Source organism: Lysobacter sp. FW306-1B-D06B, assembly GCF_038446665.1.
Taxonomy (GTDB): Bacteria; Pseudomonadota; Gammaproteobacteria; order Xanthomonadales; family Xanthomonadaceae; genus Lysobacter_J.
In genome coordinates this window covers 496,317-513,837 of the sequence record NZ_CP151802.1, presented here as the reverse complement: position 1 = coordinate 513,837, position 17,521 = coordinate 496,317, and the positions used below count along the sequence as shown (strand labels likewise).

14 protein-coding genes are annotated in these 17,521 nt (G+C 60.4%); 12 read left to right on the top strand and 2 right to left on the bottom strand.

All coding sequences use genetic code 11. The annotated features are described in order from the left end of the window. Positions 1–4 precede the first annotated feature (4 nt). The 5 genes from AAFF32_RS02325 (at position 5) to AAFF32_RS02305 (ending at position 5,451) form a co-directional block, all read left to right on the top strand. Positions 5–778, top strand: a complete 774-nt coding sequence (locus tag AAFF32_RS02325; RefSeq protein WP_342316357.1) for a DUF6602 domain-containing protein — start codon at positions 5–7, stop codon at positions 776–778. Between the two features lie 1,644 nt (positions 779–2,422). Next, positions 2,423–2,962, top strand: coding sequence for a DcrB-related protein (locus AAFF32_RS02320; protein ID WP_342316356.1), 540 nt, complete (start codon positions 2,423–2,425; stop codon positions 2,960–2,962). Positions 2,963–3,020: 58 nt separating this feature from the next. Then, complete coding sequence (locus AAFF32_RS02315) at positions 3,021–3,371, top strand: DUF805 domain-containing protein (RefSeq protein WP_342316355.1); 351 nt, start codon at positions 3,021–3,023, stop codon at positions 3,369–3,371. A gap of 161 nt (positions 3,372–3,532) precedes the next feature. Continuing rightward, positions 3,533–3,991, top strand: a complete 459-nt coding sequence (locus AAFF32_RS02310; protein WP_342316354.1) for a LuxR C-terminal-related transcriptional regulator — start codon at positions 3,533–3,535, stop codon at positions 3,989–3,991. A gap of 668 nt (positions 3,992–4,659) precedes the next feature. Beyond that, positions 4,660–5,451: a DUF2167 domain-containing protein gene (locus AAFF32_RS02305; RefSeq protein ID WP_342316353.1), complete on the top strand. Its 792-nt coding sequence runs from the start codon at positions 4,660–4,662 to the stop codon at positions 5,449–5,451. 232 nt (positions 5,452–5,683) lie between these two features. On the opposite strand, the gene AAFF32_RS02300 is transcribed toward AAFF32_RS02305, so the two are convergent. Then, positions 5,684–6,589 carry an IS3 family transposase gene (locus AAFF32_RS02300; protein ID WP_342316352.1) on the bottom strand — a complete coding sequence of 302 codons (906 nt, stop codon included), beginning with the start codon at positions 6,587–6,589 and terminating at the stop codon, positions 5,684–5,686. Positions 6,590–7,050: 461 nt separating this feature from the next. Between AAFF32_RS02300 and AAFF32_RS02295 the strand changes: the two genes are divergently transcribed. From AAFF32_RS02295 to AAFF32_RS02265, 7 genes are all read left to right on the top strand, one after another. Next, positions 7,051–13,938 (top strand): YadA-like family protein, encoded by a 6,888-nt coding sequence (locus tag AAFF32_RS02295; protein ID WP_342316351.1) that lies wholly within the window; start codon positions 7,051–7,053, stop codon positions 13,936–13,938. A 98-nt stretch (positions 13,939–14,036) separates the two neighbouring features. After that, the gene (locus AAFF32_RS02290) at positions 14,037–14,870 is read left to right on the top strand and encodes an OmpA family protein (RefSeq protein WP_342316350.1); all 834 of its coding nucleotides are present in this window, start codon (positions 14,037–14,039) and stop codon (positions 14,868–14,870) included. A 16-nt stretch (positions 14,871–14,886) separates the two neighbouring features. Next, positions 14,887–15,354: a DUF4019 domain-containing protein gene (locus AAFF32_RS02285; protein ID WP_342316349.1), complete on the top strand. Its 468-nt coding sequence runs from the start codon at positions 14,887–14,889 to the stop codon at positions 15,352–15,354. Positions 15,355–15,575: 221 nt separating this feature from the next. Continuing rightward, positions 15,576–15,848, top strand: coding sequence for a transposase (locus tag AAFF32_RS02280; RefSeq protein ID WP_342316348.1), 273 nt, complete (start codon positions 15,576–15,578; stop codon positions 15,846–15,848). A gap of 17 nt (positions 15,849–15,865) precedes the next feature. Further along, on the top strand, positions 15,866–16,201 hold the full coding sequence (locus AAFF32_RS02275) for an IS3 family transposase (protein ID WP_342316347.1): 336 nt from the start codon (positions 15,866–15,868) through the stop codon (positions 16,199–16,201). Continuing rightward, positions 16,194–16,334 carry a hypothetical protein gene (locus AAFF32_RS02270; RefSeq protein WP_342316346.1) on the top strand — a complete coding sequence of 47 codons (141 nt, stop codon included), beginning with the start codon at positions 16,194–16,196 and terminating at the stop codon, positions 16,332–16,334. The genes AAFF32_RS02275 and AAFF32_RS02270 overlap by 8 nt, the downstream gene beginning before the upstream one ends. Before the next feature lie 36 nt (positions 16,335–16,370). Then, entirely contained in the window at positions 16,371–16,679 is a 309-nt protein-coding gene (locus AAFF32_RS02265; protein WP_342316345.1) for a hypothetical protein, read from the top strand. 50 nt (positions 16,680–16,729) lie between these two features. Here AAFF32_RS02265 and AAFF32_RS02260 read toward each other — a convergent pair whose 3' ends face one another. After that, entirely contained in the window at positions 16,730–17,458 is a 729-nt protein-coding gene (locus tag AAFF32_RS02260) for an SDR family oxidoreductase (RefSeq protein WP_342317198.1), read from the bottom strand. Between the last annotated feature and the right edge of the window lie 63 nt (positions 17,459–17,521).

The following is a 17,521-nucleotide window of genomic DNA, read 5'->3' as shown; positions in this document are numbered from 1 at the left end:
AGACATGGTCAACATTGCAAAACGGCACTCCGAGAGTGATGGCCCTGGCTTCCTGCGCGAAGCATTTGCGCGGGTTCACAAGCGGCTGGCATTTGAGTTGATGCACGCGGCGGAAACGATTACCCATGACGGGGAGCGTGGGCGCTCAACCGAAAATGACTGGATCTCCATACTTCGCAGCTATCTGCCTAAGCGCTATGCGGTTGACGGGGGGATCGCCGTCGATAGCATGGGGCGGACAAGTGACCAACTCGATGTGATCATCTTTGATCAGCAGTACACGCCCACCTTGCTTGAAACCGCCACGATTCGGCTGATTCCCGCAGAGGCGATTTATGCAGTCTTTGATGCCAAGCCGCAGATCAATGCAACGAATCTCGCATACGCGTCCGATAAGGCAGCGTCCGTGCGCAGGTTGAGGCGAACCTCAGTACCGATTCCCCACGCTGGTGGTGTTTATCCCGCAAAGGCCATCTTTCCGATAGTGGGCGGCATCCTCGCCGAGAAGGTCGAATGGAGCGGCGGGTTCTCGCGGGCCTTTCGTGATCAGATGTCGTTGCTTGCGGTCGCGCCGGAAACGCGCATCGACTGCGGATGCGGCCTGTCGCACGGAGCCTTCGACGTCTTTGACGAGGGTGATCGGTTGTCGATCGGCCGGCAGGAAGCCGGCCTTGTGTTCTTTCTCTTCCGCTTGCTGAACAAGCTGCAATCGCTGGGGACGGTCCCTGCTATCGATTGGAATGCATATGCCGCCCTGCTAGATGTTGAGCGAGATTGAGAACGTGAGACGTCGTGGCAATGTCGAGCTGCAGGTTCGTGTTGCCTCCAAAGCGGTTGCGTCAGCGGTTGCCAGCTGAAGCGTGCGAGATTGAATGCACGGAAGCTGGAGCTAGGTCAGGTGAGCGATGGCGTGCAGCAGCAGGCCATAGCGCACTTCGTGCCTACGGCTTACGTTTGGTGGGCATCCGCACTATCCGGCCTTGGGAAACTTGCTCCCTCAATCTAATGTTATCTGCTTCTAGCAATTCAACTTTCGCGCGAAGGTCTCGCAGTTCGCTATCACGCCGCGGTATCTCAAGCTGGTACATGGATTGAAGCTGTGCAGAGAGCAAGCGAACTTGCTCATGTAACGAGGCTGCTGTCGGCTCCTCGATACTGGCGCCTTTGGTGATCGGTGGAGAGAACCGCTCCAGCCACGAGAGAATCTTCTCGCGCGTACCGCGATGGGACGAGCCTTGCATAGTAATTGAGTGCACGCTTGCACGGCGACATACCTCGGCCATTGACAGGCGCCCGGAGTTTCGAGGGTATGCCCCACTCATCGTCCATTAAGAGTTGCGTTTGAAAGGACAACAGTTGATCTCGGTCTGCGTCCCGCAAGTCTCTTGGTTCGATTCCTGTGGTTAACAGAACTTGGTTGCTGATTACATCTCCATCGAAGCTGATCTGGGCAACAGCTGAGGCTTGAGTTGACATCAGTGGACGCCCCCGAACTGGATCGGAATATGCTCCCCATTCTCGATTCTGGACCGCCAGAGTGTCATGTGCTCCTCTACCTCGTGTATGGGCTATTGCTCAAGGGTCTTACGGAGAAAGAGCAAGTCATCCGCTTCGCTTCCGACTGAGAAGCGCACCGTTCCAGTGTGGCGTTGTCGCCACTCCAGTTCAGCGACCGTCTTGCAGATGTCGCTCACGCTGTCGCGCAGTACGACACTTTGCGGGCACGCGCGCGCAACACAGAGGTGTCCTTGCACACAGCGAGCTCGGCCGTCTTGGGGATGAGTGGGATCAATGGGCCCCGGAGGGTGAAGCGGGTCCTTGCAGAGTGCCCCTGCATAGGTTCGTCGTTTGCGATACTCATCCAGACGTTGCATCGCCTCAGGAGTGACATTCACTCCCTCAATCTTTGCACGAGTCAAGCTCGGTATCCATGTACGAGTGCGGAGAATCTGTTCGAACGTATCCTCAACAACCTCCGCCACCAACCGATGGGATCTTGCCGACCCGCGTGGCGAAACCCATAGGCGCGCGTAGTTGCGAGATCCTTATGGCCAAGCATCAATTTGAGCAGGTTCCGGCCAGGATCTACGCGACGGTAGAGCTTGATGTCCGGAACGCTGAAGGTGGCACGGGTCGCGAAACTGTGTCCTTCAGGTTGGACGACGATGGCGTTTGGCGATTTGTCGGATACGTGTCCGGTTGACACCCGTGCGGAGTCCTGGCGCTTCCACGTGTGTGATCCGCCTTTCCGTTGATGGGGCGCGCTACTGAACGTAGCGCGCCCTCGTTCAATGCGGTGCGGTGTGGGTGCGAAACGTCGCACGACTCGGGCAACCTGACGCGGGCAATTCGGATCTTTCGGATTTCCGCTGCAGGTCGGAGACCCTAGCCTTTGCGACTCCATTCAACACGTGTCTTCTCTATGAAACTTCATCACATCATTGCCTCTTCCGCGATTGCGTCGGTACTCCTAATCGGCTGCAGCAAGGATGGCCCTCAGGCCGGCAAGCAGGCGGAAGAAGCTGCCGTGCAGGCAACCCAGAGCGTCAAACTTCTGGGCGGCATGATGACTGTCCGCATTCCGGCAGATCTCAGCCTCGCCATGGAACAAGGTGGCGCCTCCGTCTATGGCGACAACGCAAGAAGCGTCACCCTCGTGGGTGGCACGTCGCCGGGCGGTGATTCAGCCTCGCTCCTCGATCAGACGGTGGCAAATCTGAAGAACATGGATGCCGCGATGAAAGTTGTCGCGAAGGGTGATGTCAAGTTTGGTGAGCACCCTGCCAAGACGGTCGAAGTGTCGATGAAGAACAACGGCGTCGACGTCCACATGGTTATGGCTCTGGGCGTGATCGGCGACAAGCTCGCCAGCATCCAAGTGCTCGGCCCGCAATCGAAGGCGGACGACGTCAGGAATAGCGCCAAGGCGATCTTCGACTCCGTATCGATCAACGCAAAGTAATGCAGTAGCAGAGAAGGTCCCGAGATCTGAAGCGGTTTGTCTCTAGATAGGAAGTGAAGTGAACGGTATCAACTGGTTTATCAAGTGCCTCAAGCAGTACACGAAGTTCAGCGGTCGCGCTCGACGCTGCGAGTTCTGGTGGTTTGTGATGATCGTCTGGGCAATCAGCGTAGCTGTGAAGTTGGGAGTTGCCCTTGTGGCGGGGGCAGCCGCTATCCGTTTGGTCTCAGGCGCTGTCTCTCTGATCTTCTTGATGCCCCTCTTGGCAGTCTCGGCGCGGAGGCTTCACGACATTGGGAAGAGCGGCTGGTTCATGCTAATTCCCTTCTACAACTTTTTCCTGTTCGTCCAGAACAGCATGCCAGGCTCCAATGCGTACGGCGCCAATCCGAAGGCGCAGTCGGCCTGACGTCGCCGAGGCACCGGACCCCGGATCTCGGGGTCCGGTGACCGCATTCGCGCGCCGTGACCTTCGGACTGCCTTCGCCGACGGCCCTCTGATGCTTAGCGCCAAGAGGCAAGTCGAGCCATGAAGGAGCTACTTCTGCCCGGGACCTGCAAGTCCGTTCAATGCAACGCAAAAGGGGCGCCGGGCTGCGCTGCGACAGAGTCTATGGAGGAGTTCCACCTAAGGGGTGGGCTCATCGAAGTTCTGGATGGTGGGGCCCACGGGCAGCTCGACGCAGCGTACCTTTTCCAGGGGCGAGTTTACGGTCGAGCGAAGTCCGGGCTGAGCGAAAGATGATGTGGACGTCCAACTGCACGAACTTGACGTGGCGAGAGAGGCAGGTTCTCGATGGGTTGGTGCGGGGTCTGGCGATGAAGCAGATCGCCTATGAGCTGAACCTGCCCAGGCAAACTGCAGGAAAGTATCGATCGGAACTGGCGAGGAAGTTAAGCGTGAGGACAGATATTTCAATCTACTTCGCCGCAGTCGAGAGGGGGCTCATCAAGCCGAAGCAACCAGCCCCGCAGCGACTTGGCCCTGACAAGCAGCAGAACATCAACAACAGCCGAAGGTCGCCGTGAACAATCACGAGAAGAATGGCCCGCCCCAGCCATGCTGACTTTCGATCAGTGTCGCCGCAGTCGTCAGGCACTGAAGTTCATCCGGCAAGTTTGGCGCGCAGTTCGCAGACTACGAAGACACGACTAGCAGGCGCCAACTAGGTGCTAACGGCCCGAGATCAACGAGCCCTCAGCTGGGTTACCGGCCGGAATCGATGCACCCCTTGGTCAATGACGCAGACAAAAGAAGGGCGCGGCGCTACCCGCGCCGCGCCCTGGCCGCATGTGGTTGTACAAGGATCCCGGCTTGCAGGATCGTGCTTACGCCAACGGGTGCTTGCACAACTGCGTCTACGCAAGCCGCAGCATTGTCGTTTGCAATCCAGGAACACTCCATACGAAAAGTTGAAGCGGCGGGCGATCTAAGCTTAGGGATTCACCGAATACGAATACTTGTATGGTCTGGGCGATCCTCGTTCCCGCATCATGGCGGCCAGTAGTTCCTGGATAACTACAAATCCGCCCCGCGCGATGACGCGGAACGATCGTCAACGCATCGCTCAAAGATAACGGTTACTTCGCAGATCATGCCTCTAAGAAAGCTCGCAATCCTTGCCATTCTCCTGCTACCCGCCATTGCCACCGCAACCCCCGCTGCGGGCGAGGAGGGGCCATCGGACTCCGCCATCGTGGCCTCGCTGCACTTCCGGGACGGTCACATCGAAGTTCCGTCAGCCAACGCGCGCATGCGCCTTGGTGAGAACTTCCACTACTTGGAAAAAGCTGACGCGCGGAAGGTGCTTGAGCGGCTATGGGGCAACCCTCCGGATGACTCAGTGCTTGGCATGGTCGTCCCCAAAGACGTTCCACTCACCGATGAGAACTCGTGGGCGGCCGTGGTCACGTACAGTGACGATGGTTACATCACCGACAAGGATGCAGCCAGCATTGACTACGACGAGCTGATGGCGGATCTGAAGAGTGACGACGTAAAGGATAATGAGGCGCGTGCGGAAGAAGGGTATGAAACCCTGCACCTGATCGGTTGGGCCGAGGAGCCCCGATACGACGATGTCGGGAAGAAGCTCTACTGGGCCAAGGAGCTGAAGGCAGCGGACGCAGACATCAACACCCTCAACTACGACATTCGTGTGCTTGGTCGCAGAGGGTATCTCGGCCTCAACGCCGTTGCATCGATGGATGATCTGCCCGCAGTGCGACGGGGCATGTCTGAGCTTCTGCAGAACGTGGAGTTTGAACGGGGTGCGCGTTATGCGGACTACAACGAAAGCAGCGACAAGCTTGCGACGTACGGATTGGCCGCGCTGGTGGGCGGTGGGCTGGCAGCTAAGGCCGGGCTGTTCGGAAAGCTTGCGTTGGTTCTGCTCAAAGCCTGGAAGCTCGTCGCCCTGGCCTTCGTTGCCCTCTTTGCGATGATCGGTAAGTTGTTCGCTAGGAAGAAGCGTGGCGTAGTCAGGTGAGTTGGTGCAAAGACCTGCTCCCAAGGACTGCAGTCGTCATACCAAAGTGCTCCGGACCAGCCACTATGCAAGCCCGCGAAGCGTCGCTGCTCTCCTTTCGACAGCACAACGAATTAGAGGGCTTGGGATCGTGGTGCGACGGATGACGGCGGGACGGCGTCTTCCACGCGCTCGAAATACAGCCCGCTCCTAATTTCGGCTGCCTTGGGAACACTTTTGGAGTTACCAGGATTTAGTGGACACGTGAGCGGCAGGGCCGATGTGCCGCTTCGAACTCGATGGGGCTAACGCCACCTAGGTGGCTATGCCGACGAATCGGATTGTAGAAGCCCTCAATGTACTCGGATACGTCCAAGGCAGCCGCTTGGCGGTCCGCATAGATGCGCTTCTTGATTCGCTCCTTCTTCAAGCTTCCGAAGAAGGATTCGGCGACTGCGTTGTCCCAGCAGTTCGCCCGCCTGCTCATGCTTGGCTCGAGATGGTTGGCCTTGCAAAAGCGACGCCATGCATCACTTCCATACTGCGTTCCCTGATCCGAGTGGATCAAGGTCTTTCGGGGGCGCCGAGAACGAACGGCCTTCGAGACAGCTTCCAGGACCAGCTCTCGATGAATCGTCGGCTTGACGGCCCAGCCAACGACCTTGCGCGAGAAGAGGTCCACGACGACGGCCAGGTAGAGCCATCCCTGCCAGGTCCGGATGTAGGTGATGTCCGTCACCCATGCCTCGTTGGGCCTCGACGCCGTGAACTGACGCTGCAGCAGATTAGGGATCAATGCATTCGGCTTGGCAACCGGGATATGACGTATGCGATAGCCGTGTAGTGCCTGGGGGCCGTTCTCGCGCATGAGGCGTGCAACCCTGTGCTTGCTGCAGCACTCACCGCGTTCGCGCAGATCCTGCAGCACTCTTGGGGCGCCATAGATCCCGTGACTGGCGGTGAAGGATGCGGGTATGAGACCTAGCAGGCGAGCGTCCTCTTGGGCGCGATCGGACACCGGATGATCAAGCCAGGCGTAGTAGCCGGCACGAGCAACACCAAGTAGCCGGCACATCATCTGAATGCTGAACTCATTCCGATGCGACTGGATGAACTGATAAGCCCGTCGAGTCCTGCTTGGAACCTTCTTCGAGGACATGGCGCTTGCCTCCCGCAGATCACACGGATGCTAGACCTTGTCCACAAGATGCTGGTAACTCCAGACACTCTCGCATGCGCATGGCGCCTGAATAGAGGCTGTTTGCTCGATCGGATGCCGGAACGAATCCCGAAACAGTGCCGCAAAGGCGGCAGGCCCCGCCGGCGCATTAAGGCGCTCGCCCCCTTGCCCTCCTTGCCGTCCTTCCCGCCGCACTGGTTCCCACCCGCAGAGGCTGGAGAGGCTGAATCCGTTCTAACAAGCGAGCGCCGACATGGCCAGGGCCACTGCAAGTCTCCGCTTCCTGGAACCTTTCTTGTCCTGCTGGGGCTTGCGTGTGCTGCCCTGCGCTGAGGCGCGGAAGGCTTTCGTAGTTATTGCATTTCTTCGCTCCTGGGCGCTGCCTACGATGGCCGCCTCCCAACCAATCAGAAAGCGCAACCGCGCCGAGGCGCATCACTATGAACACAATCTATCGAATCGTATGGAACACCGAGACTGGCCAATGGGTGGTCGCATCGGAGTTCGCGAAAGGTCGCAAGAAGGCGTCCCGCACAGCGAAGATGATGCTCGCTTCGGCTGCAACGCTTCTGGTGTCGATCGGTGCTTCCGGCAGCGCTATGGCGGCCAATGGCATCTTCATCAACGACGGTACCGACGGCAGTTGTTCGCATGTCTCGGACGCGGCGACCCCTACGCTCACCACGGTAGCGTCCAGCGCGTGCAGTATGACCGATGCGGCTACCCAGACGACGCGCGCCCTCTTCTTCGGCCCCACAGGCGGGCCTGGCTCGGACTCCCTGTCCTTGGGCGGCGAACTCTATGTGAACAGCGGTCGCTTGGTACTCAACGATCGCGTTACCGGGAAGCGGGCGTTGATGATCGGCGATACCGTTACGTCTGCCACAGGAGATGAGGCCATTGCCATTGGTAATCGAAGCACGGCCAGCGGCGGATGGGCGATCGCGGTTGGCCCAGATGCCAATGCAGCTACCTGGGGGGACACTGCTATTGGTGCGAGCTCCGCAGCCAATGGCGGAACTTCTGGTGGTACGGCTCTTGGCGTGAAGACAAACGCGCTGGCTGCGAACGCGGTGGCCCTTGGAAACGAGGTGACGGTTCGTGGCGCAGGTGGCATTGCGATCGTGGGTGGTACCGCGGCTGACTATACGGCCTTCGACGCCATCGACGCGACGTCTTCCAACGCGATCGTGATGGGAACAAGCGCAAGGGCAACCGCAGCCAACTCGGGCATCGCCATCGGCACATTGTCGCAGAGCAGTGCGACGAATGCGGTTGCTTTAGGCTACGACGCGAAGAGTTCCCAGATCAACACGGTGGCTGTGGGTGCAGGCACCAAGGCGTCCGCAGAATACGCCTCCGCGGTCGGCAACTCGGCTCGTGCCCTTTCGGTGTCTTCCGTCGCGTTGGGGTCTGGGGCGGAGGCGGGTCAGACGCGTCTGGCGGGCACGGCCGCCATCGCGATTGGCGAGCTGGCCAAGGCTCAGGGAGCTCGAGCGACCGCCATCGGGCAGCTTTCGGAGACCGACGCAGTGTCGGCGGATGCCATTGCGATTGGTACGAGCGCAAAGGCGATCGGTTCGCCGTACGGTCTGGCAATGGGCGCGGGCGCCAACGCGATAGGCAGCGGCTCCATTGCGTTTGGCTATAAAGCCGGCAGCGGCACCGTGGCGAGCGCCAGCACCCACGACAATTTCGCCATGGGCACGAGCGCGGGTCAGACCGTGGTTGGCTCGTACAATCAGGCGCAGGGCGTCAACTCCGGCCAGAAAGTTACCGGCGACAACAACATTGCCATTGGCCATGGCGCAGGCAACGGGGTCACCGCTTCCAACACCACAGCGATTGGCTTGGTTGCCCAGGCGGCCAGCGCCGACGCCGTCGCCATTGGCACCCGGTCGGCGGTGGAGAATGCTGCGTCTGGTATCGCGATAGGCGTGGATGCTAGCGTCGTGAACGCGTCGGGCGGTATTGCTATTGGCGACAATGCGCTAGCGCTCAGGACTGGTGGCGTCGCCTTAGGCGAAGCGAGCAGGGCAGCAGGTGCAACCTCGACCGCTATTGGCTCGCAAACACAGGCCAACAAGGACGACTCGCTCGCGCTTGGTAACCAGGTGATCGTAAACGCTGTCGGCGGCATTGGCCTTGGTGGGACAGGTGTCACGGTCGAGGCGGTTGATGTCAACTCAAGCTACGCGGTTGCCATCGGCGGCAACGCGAAAGCAGTGAACTCGTCAACGTCGGTTGCACTTGGCTTCAGCGCCGAGAACAACAATACGGCCAACGGCGTCGCCATCGGATATAAGGCGAGCGCGAAGTCACTGGTTCCGGGCACCACGATCTTGAACGCAGTCGCCATAGGCTCGGCTGCAACGGCCAATGCCAGCCACAGTACTGCAGTAGGTTCCGGCGCTGCGGCAACCGGCGCGAATTCGATCGCGATGGGTCGAGGCGCCCAAGCGAACGCCCTGAACACCATCAGCATTGGCACCGGCAACATCGTCAATGGCGTCAACTCGGGTGCCATCGGCGACCCGAGCATCATCAACGGCACCGACAGCTATTCGGTGGGCAACAACAACACGATTGCCGCCGGCCAGAGCGATGTGTTCGCATTTGGCAACAACATCACCAGCACCGTGACCAACTCGGTCGTGCTGGGCAGCAGTTCGGCAGCGACCTCGGCCGGGACCGCCAGTTCGGCGGGCACGACGGCATACAGCCGGGAAACCATCAATGGCAATACGTACAGCTACGCCGGTGGCGTTCCGGTCGGCGTGGTCAGCGTGGGCAGCGTTGGTTCAGAGCGCCGCGTGCAGAACGTCGCGGCCGGTCTGGTCGCGAGCGGCAGCACCGATGCCATCAACGGCTCGCAGCTATTTGCCACAAACCAGGCAATCGCTGATGCGCAGACGCACTACTACAGCGTCAACGACGGAGGCATTCAGCGGAACAACTACAACAACGATGGCGCTACTGGCGCCAATTCGCTCGCTGCTGGCGCGAATGCTGCCGCCACTGCCTCCGGGAGTGTCGCCATCGGCTCAGCCGCGGATGCCAGCGCCAACGACACTGTTTCGATCGGCCGCAATACGGAAGCGACGGCTGACATGTCTACCGCCGTCGGCGCTGAAAGTAGGGCTGACGCTTACGGATCGGTCGCGGTGGGCTTCGCATACGCGGGTGGAGAGGAAGCTTCGGCATTTGGCTACTCGGCCGTCGCTACTGGCACCAATTCGCTCGCTGCTGGCGCGAATGCCGAGGCTATATATGAAGCCGACACGGCGGTGGGCTACTCCGCAACCGCTTGGGGCGGCCAGTCGACCGCGATCGGGTCGCTTGCTCAGTCCAGCGGACTGGCGTCGACGGCGGTGGGTTCGGATGCGTTTGCAGGAGGAGCGGATAGTACGGCCCTTGGCAGTATGACTTGGGCGGAAGCAGACGGTGGAGTGGCTTTGGGCTCTGAGTCGTATGCACTCCGCGCGGGTATGGGAACGACCGGTGCCAGGGAACGTTTCAGCAATACGGCGATTGCATCAACCAAGGGCGCAGTTTCGGTTGGCCAAATCGGGCTTGAGCGCCAGATTACCAACGTCGCAGGCGGAACCGAGGCTACCGACGCGGTCAACGTACGTCAGTTGCAGGCGGTCGCCGATACGGCGATGACCTTTGCTGGCAACAGCGGCTCGGTGGACAAGAAGCTGGGCCAGACGCTGGCGATCCAGGGCGTCGGCAGCACGTCCGGCACCTACTCGGGCAACAACCTGAGGACCGAAGTGGACGCCAATGGCGTACTGCAGCTGCAGATGGCCGAGTCGCCGAAGTTCGGCACCGTGACCATCAACGACGGCGGCACCGGAAAGATCACCGGCGTGGCCAACGGCGAGGCCGACACCGATGCGGTCAACATGAGTCAGCTGAACGAGGTGAACGCTACGGCCAGCGCCGGCTGGAACATCAGCGCGCAGGGCGCCAACGGCACCAACGTGGCGCCGGGTGAGTCCGTGGATCTGAGCAACATCGACGGCAACATCGTCGTTGCCAAGAGCACGGCCGACGACAACGTCACCTTCGACCTGGCCGACGATCTGACGATCGGTGGCAGCATCACCGTCGGTGACACCTACATCGACGGCACCAGCGTGACGACCACGAACCTGACGGCGACGGGTGACACGTACCTGGGCGACAACTTCTCGGTAGTCAACAACGAGGCGCACTATGACGGTCCGATCACCGGTGACACCAGCATCGTCAACAAGCAGTACGTCGACCAGTCGATCACGCAGGTAGTGGATACGCCGATCACCTTTGCCGGCAACAGCGGTTCGGTGGCGAAGAAGCTGGGCGAAACGATGGCGATCCAGGGTGTTGGCAGTACGACGGGTGAATACTCAGGCAACAACCTGAAGACCGAAGTCGATGCCAATGGCGTGCTACAGCTGCAGATGGCCGAGTCGCCGAAGTTCGGCACCGTGACCATCAACGACGGCGGCACCGGAAAGATCAGCGGCGTGGCCAACGGCGAGGCCGACACCGATGCGGTCAACATGAGTCAGCTGAACGAGGTGAACGCTACGGCCAGCGCCGGCTGGAACATCAGCGCGCAGGGCGCCAACGGCACCAACGTGGCGCCGGGTGAGTCCGTGGATCTGAGCAACACCGACGGCAACATCGTCGTTGCCAAGAGCACGGCCGACGACAACGTCACCTTCGACCTGGCCGACGATCTGACGATCGGTGGCAGCATCACCGTCGGTGACACCTACATCGACGGCACCAGCGTGACGACCACGAACCTGACGGCGACGGGTGACACGTACCTGGGCGACAACTTCTCGGTAGTCAACAACGAGGCGCACTATGACGGTCCGATCACCGGTGACACCAGCATCGTCAACAAGCAGTACGTCGACCAGTCGATCACGCAGGTAGTGGATACGCCGATCACCTTTGCCGGCAACAGCGGTTCGGTGGCGAAGAAGCTGGGCGAAACGATGGCGATCCAGGGTGTTGGCAGTACGACGGGTGAATACTCGGGCAACAACCTGAAGACCGAAGTCGATGCCAATGGCGTGCTACAGCTGCAGATGGCCGAGTCGCCGAAGTTCGGCACCGTGACCATCAACGACGGCGGCACCGGAAAGATCACCGGCGTGGCCAACGGCGAGGCCGACACCGATGCGGTCAACATGAGTCAGCTGAACGAGGTGAACGCTACGGCCAGCGCCGGCTGGAACATCAGCGCGCAGGGCGCCAACGGCACCAACGTGGCGCCGGGTGAGTCCGTGGATCTGAGCAACACCGACGGCAACATCGTCGTTGCCAAGAGCACGGCCGACGACAACGTCACCTTCGACCTGGCCGACGATCTGACGATCGGTGGCAGCATCACCGTCGGTGACACCTACATCGACGGCACCAGCGTGACGACCACGAACCTGACGGCGACGGGTGACACGTACCTGGGCGACAACTTCTCGGTAGTCAACAACGAGGCGCACTATGACGGTCCGATCACCGGTGACACCAGCATCGTCAACAAGCAGTACGTCGACCAGTCGATGACGCAGGTAGTGGATACGCCGATCACCTTTGCCGGCAACAGCGGTTCGGTGGCGAAGAAGCTGGGCGAAACGATGGCGATCCAGGGTGTTGGCAGTACGACGGGTGAATACTCGGGCAACAACCTGAAGACCGAAGTCGATGCCAATGGCGTGCTACAGCTGCAGATGGCCGAGTCGCCGAAGTTCGGCACCGTGACCATCAACGACGGCGGCACCGGAAAGATCAGCGGTGTGGCCAACGGCGAAGTCAGCGCCGCCAGCGAGGAAGCAATCAATGGTTCGCAGCTTTACGCAGTCTCTGACAGTATCGTTGACCACTTGGGTGGTGACGCGACGGTAAACCCGGATGGCACCATCACCGGCCCGACCTACAAGATCCAGGGCGACACATACACCACGGTGTACAACGCATTCGAAGCCATGGACAACGAACTGACCACGATCAACAACACCCTGACCACCATCAGCAGCGGCGGCGGAATCAAGTACTTCCACGCCAATTCGACGGCGGCGGACAGTGTGGCTGCAGGCGCCGAGAGCGTGGCGATTGGCCCGAATGCTGTGGCGACCAACGCCAACAGTGTGGCGATGGGCAACGGTGCAGCGGCCAATCACGACAACTCAGTGGCGCTGGGCGCGGGTTCAGTGACCACCGTGGGTGCACAGTCGGGTTACCAGGGCGCCTACGTGGGACCCAGCAACTCGACAGGTGAAGTCAACGTGGGCGGCCGCCAGATCACCGGCGTCGCGGCAGGTTCGGCGGCGACTGATGCGGTCAACGTGAGTCAGTTGCAGGCGGGTGTGAACTACGCGATCACCGAAGCCAACAACTACACCGACACCAAGATCGGCGAGGTCAAGACCAGCATCGAAAACTTGGACAACCGCGTCACCAACATCGAAGGATCGATCGGCGAGGTTGCCACCAACGTCACCAATCTGGACAACCGCGTCACAAACGTCGAGGGCGATGTGTCTTCGATCCAGGCAGGTGCCTCGGGGATGTTCCAGGTCAGCCAGGAGGACAACACCGTGGCGCCAGCGCCTACCGGTGCCGACTCGGCCGCAGGTGGCGCGGGCGCGGTAGCCTCTGGCGACCGGAGTACGGCGGTGGGCAATGGTGCCACGGCGTCCGGCAACAACAGTGTCGCGCTGGGTAACGGATCGGTGGCGGATGCGGACAACACTGTGTCGGTCGGGTCGGTGGGCAACGAGCGCACCATCACCAACGTCAAGGCCGGTGAGAAGGACACCGACGCAGTCAACGTCTCGCAGTTGAAGGAGTACACCAGCTCCGGGGTTCAGTACGACAAGAATCCCGACGGTACGACCAACTACTCCAGCGTGACGCTTGCGGGTGGCCGAGATGGCCCAACCACGATCCACAACGTGGCCGCTGGCACGGCGCCTACCGATGCGGTGAACGTGGGTCAGCTGCAGTCAGGTCTGACCAACGTCCTTAACCAGGCCAACAGCTACACCGACAACCGCATCAGCCAGTTGCAGGATGACATGTGGTCGATAGATCGCGGTTACCGCGGCGCTACGGCTTCGGCGATGGCCATGGCCGGTCTGCCGCAGGCCTATCTACCCGGCAAGAACATGCTGTCCGTGTCGGCGGGTGGCTACCAAGGCGAGTACGGCATGGCAATTGGACTTTCCGGCGTCACAGACAACGGTCGCTGGGTCTACAAGGGCCAGGCCAGCGGCAACACGACGCGCGACTGGGGCTTCTCGGTGGGTGCCGGCATTCAGTGGTAATGCCCGTTCGGATGGGTGGCTTCTGCCGCCCATCCGAACAGCCTGAATCAGCCCAATTGCACTGGGTCATACCCCAAACTTTTCTGGATACACAGCATATGAAGAACTTCAAACACTATGGCGTCGTCCTGCTGGCGTCCCTCCTCCTGGTCGGTGTTGCAGGTTGTACCCGCCATATCAGCCGCGACATTTCCCCCGAAGGTCAAGTCGGGGAGTTGATGTTCCCCGCGCTGGACACGCTCGTCCTGAAGCAAGGCACCTTCCCGAACGTCGACAGCCTGCGCCAGGTGGCTCCGGGTGTGACCAAGGATCAGCTGTACTACCTGCTGGGCCGTCCGCACTTCCGCGAGGCGAGCGGTGCACGCGAATGGGACTATCTCTTCCACTTTCGCCGGAATGGCGAGGTGACCACCTGTCAGTACAAGGTCATCTTCGACAAGGAGAGGCACGGGCAGACCTTCCATTGGCTGCCGGCGGACTGCGCGGGCGTCCTCGACAAACCTCAGGTAGTGGCCGAGCCGCCGAAGTTCGCCCCGGCGACGGCCACGACTGAGAGGCGATTCGAGCTTTCCGGTGGCGCCATGTTCGCATTCGGCCGATCAAGCATCGCCGACATTCTGCCCGCCGGGCGTGTGGAGCTGGAAGCGATCGCCGAGCAACTGCGCACGTCCGACCTGTTCAGCGTTACCGTGATCGGCCACACCGATCGCATCGGCAAAGACCAACAGAACAGGCTCCTGTCGCAGCAGCGAGCGGACTCGGTCCGGGGCTTCCTGGCGTCGCTGGGCGTTCCTGCGGCCAGCATCACCGCGGTTGGCATGGGAGAGCAGCAACCGGTAGTGGCTTGTCAAGGTGATGACAAGCGTAACGATGTGATCGAATGCCTGCAGGCTAATCGTCGAGTAGAGATTGTGGCCAAGACCACGAAGTAACTGAGGAGCTATCGAAATGACCCGCTTTTTGATCATGATGCTATCGATGTTCATGCTGGCTGGAACGGTAATGGCCCAATCTCAGCCGATCAAGCCGGCCGCGCCGACCCAATCGGCACCGTCGCAATCGACCATCGAGCCCAATGTCCTGCGTGACGCGGGCCTTCGTGTGGCGCGGGCGGTGGATGCTGGCAAGGAGATGGATCTATGGGACGGTTCCTCTCCGGTGATGAAGAAGGCCGTTAAGCGCGAGGAGTTCGTTTCTTCGGTTCGCAACACGCGCAACCCGCTTGGACCCGTCGTCAGCCGAAGCTGGGTCTCCATCGATCTTCAGCAAATGTCAGGCCAAGGCTTCCCGCCGGGGCAATATGCGACCGCACGATCGGTCGCCAGCTTCGCCGCCGGGCGTAGCCTGACAGAGATCGTGACATTCCGTCTGGATGAAGATGGAACCTGGCGCTTTGCCGGCTATGTGATCCGGTAAGGTTTTCCGCCGTCGGTACTTCGACCGACTCCTGTCACGAGACGGCGTGCCGAAGGAAATCCTGGCACTCCGATTCCGGGATTCAGTACGACATGAGTCCCGACGGTACGAATAGCTACTACAACGTGACGCACATAAGGTGCGGCCTGTGTTGCTAATGAATAGCCCAGGGTTGAGTAGATATCTCCAAGCCGTACATTACGGCGACCACGTAGGCGTGTATGAGCGGCACGCGGTATTCGGGTGATTTCAAGGCCGAGGCGGCCAAGCCGGTGATCGATCAGGGGCGTTCGGTGCGAGAGGTCTTGACCCAGCTTGGAGTTAGCATCGACACGCTGTACGCCTGGGTCAGGGAGCAGCGCATGGTGCCGGTCACGCGGCAGACGGATGCCTCGTTGGCGGCAGAGATCCGTCGTCTGCAGGCCGAGCTCAAGCGGGTGACTGAGGAGCGCGACATCCTAAAAAGGGCCGCCGCGTACTTTGCCAAGGTGTAAGGGCGAAGTACGCGTTCATGCAGGCGTATCTGGACGAGTTCCGCGTGGCAAGCATGTGTCGTGTGCTGGGTGTGCGGCGCAGCGAGTTTTATGCGTGGCAGCCCCAACCGAAAAGCGATCGCCATCGCGAGGATCAACGTCTTCTGGCCATGATCAAGCAGGCGTGGCTGGAGAGCGGCACGACCTATGGCTACCTCAAGGTCACCGACGAGTTTTGCGACTTGGGCGAGGCTTGCGCCAATCATCGCGTGGCGCGGCTTATGAAGAAGGGAGGTTTGCGGGGGTCAGAGCCGCGGGTTCTATTCGGATGGCCGCAGCGAGTACGTCAACTACGAGGTGGCCGCCATGCTTGAGCAGGAGCACATTGCCTTCACCCGCTCGCGGCCGCGGCGCTGCAATGACAACGCCCTGGTCGAAGCCAAGAACGGCGTCGTAGTGCGCAGACAGTTCGGCTACAGCTACGTGCCCGCCGAGTGGGCCGAGTAGTTCAGCGCGTTCTGCGAAGACCACCTAGACCCTTTCTTGACTCTGCACCGCCCTTGTCTCTTCGGCACCGAGGTGCCGGACCCGCGAAAGCCGGAGCGGCTACGTAGGGTTCATCGCCCGGAACACATCCAAACCCCGCTTGAGAAGCTGGCCAGCCTGCCGAGTGCCGAGCGAATCCTGCGCCCGGGAATCACCCTGCAGGTATTGCAGCACAAGTCCATGGAGCTGACTAACGTCGAGGCCGCACGGCGCGTACATGCCGCGCGGGGAGCCATGATGCGCGAGGTTGATACCCGCCGCTGGATTGGCAAGGGCTGGGGATTCGCCAAGCCGGCCATCGGCTGAATAGAGCGTTGAACAGTTGCCGTGGCTTGCGATATTGCCGGGCACGCCGCCTAGTAGGGCAGAAGCATTCCGTCATAGCGGACAATGCGACCGGACCGGCCTTTGTCGGCAGTCATCATCTGTTCCAGCAGGCCAGCTACCGCATCCTCGACATGCACCGGCGCAACCGTCCCGCCCATGTCGGTCTTCACCCATCCAGGGTGAAGTGCGAGCACCACAATGTTGGTCGACGCGAGTTCACTAGCGAGGTTGACCGTGAACATGTTCAAGGCGGCCTTCGACATTCGATAGCCGTAGCTATCGGGCCTTTGCTCTAGGCCGAGACAGCCCATCGCTGACGAAATGTTGGCAATCCTACTCATCGGAGCAGCCCTTAGTTGCGGCAAGAGCTCTCGCGTAAGCAGCAACGGTGCCAAGGCATTGACTTGAAAGGCCGTCGTGACTGAAACCGACTTAGCGTCGTCCAGGCGTGGGTCAGAACGATCGAGATAGCCAGCGTTGTTTACTAGTAGATCTAGGTGTGGCCTAGCAACGGCAACCTTCGCTGCGAACTGAACGATGCTTGCCTCCGAGAGAACGTCACACTCCACAATATCCACAGAGGCGATGTGCTTCTGCGCCAACCGCTGTAGATCAGTAGCTTCCGAAGGCCGTCTGCATCCCGCGATCACGGACCATCCGAGGGCCGCACACCTGACTGACATCGCCAGTCCGAGCCCACGATTGGCACCGGTTATAGCTACTAATTTCTGCTCGTTCTCCTGGTCGTGCTTATGCACTGCGCTATCGACTGGATCGGTGGTTGATGCGGTAGTCACGTTGTGCTCCAAAGGGGGATCCCA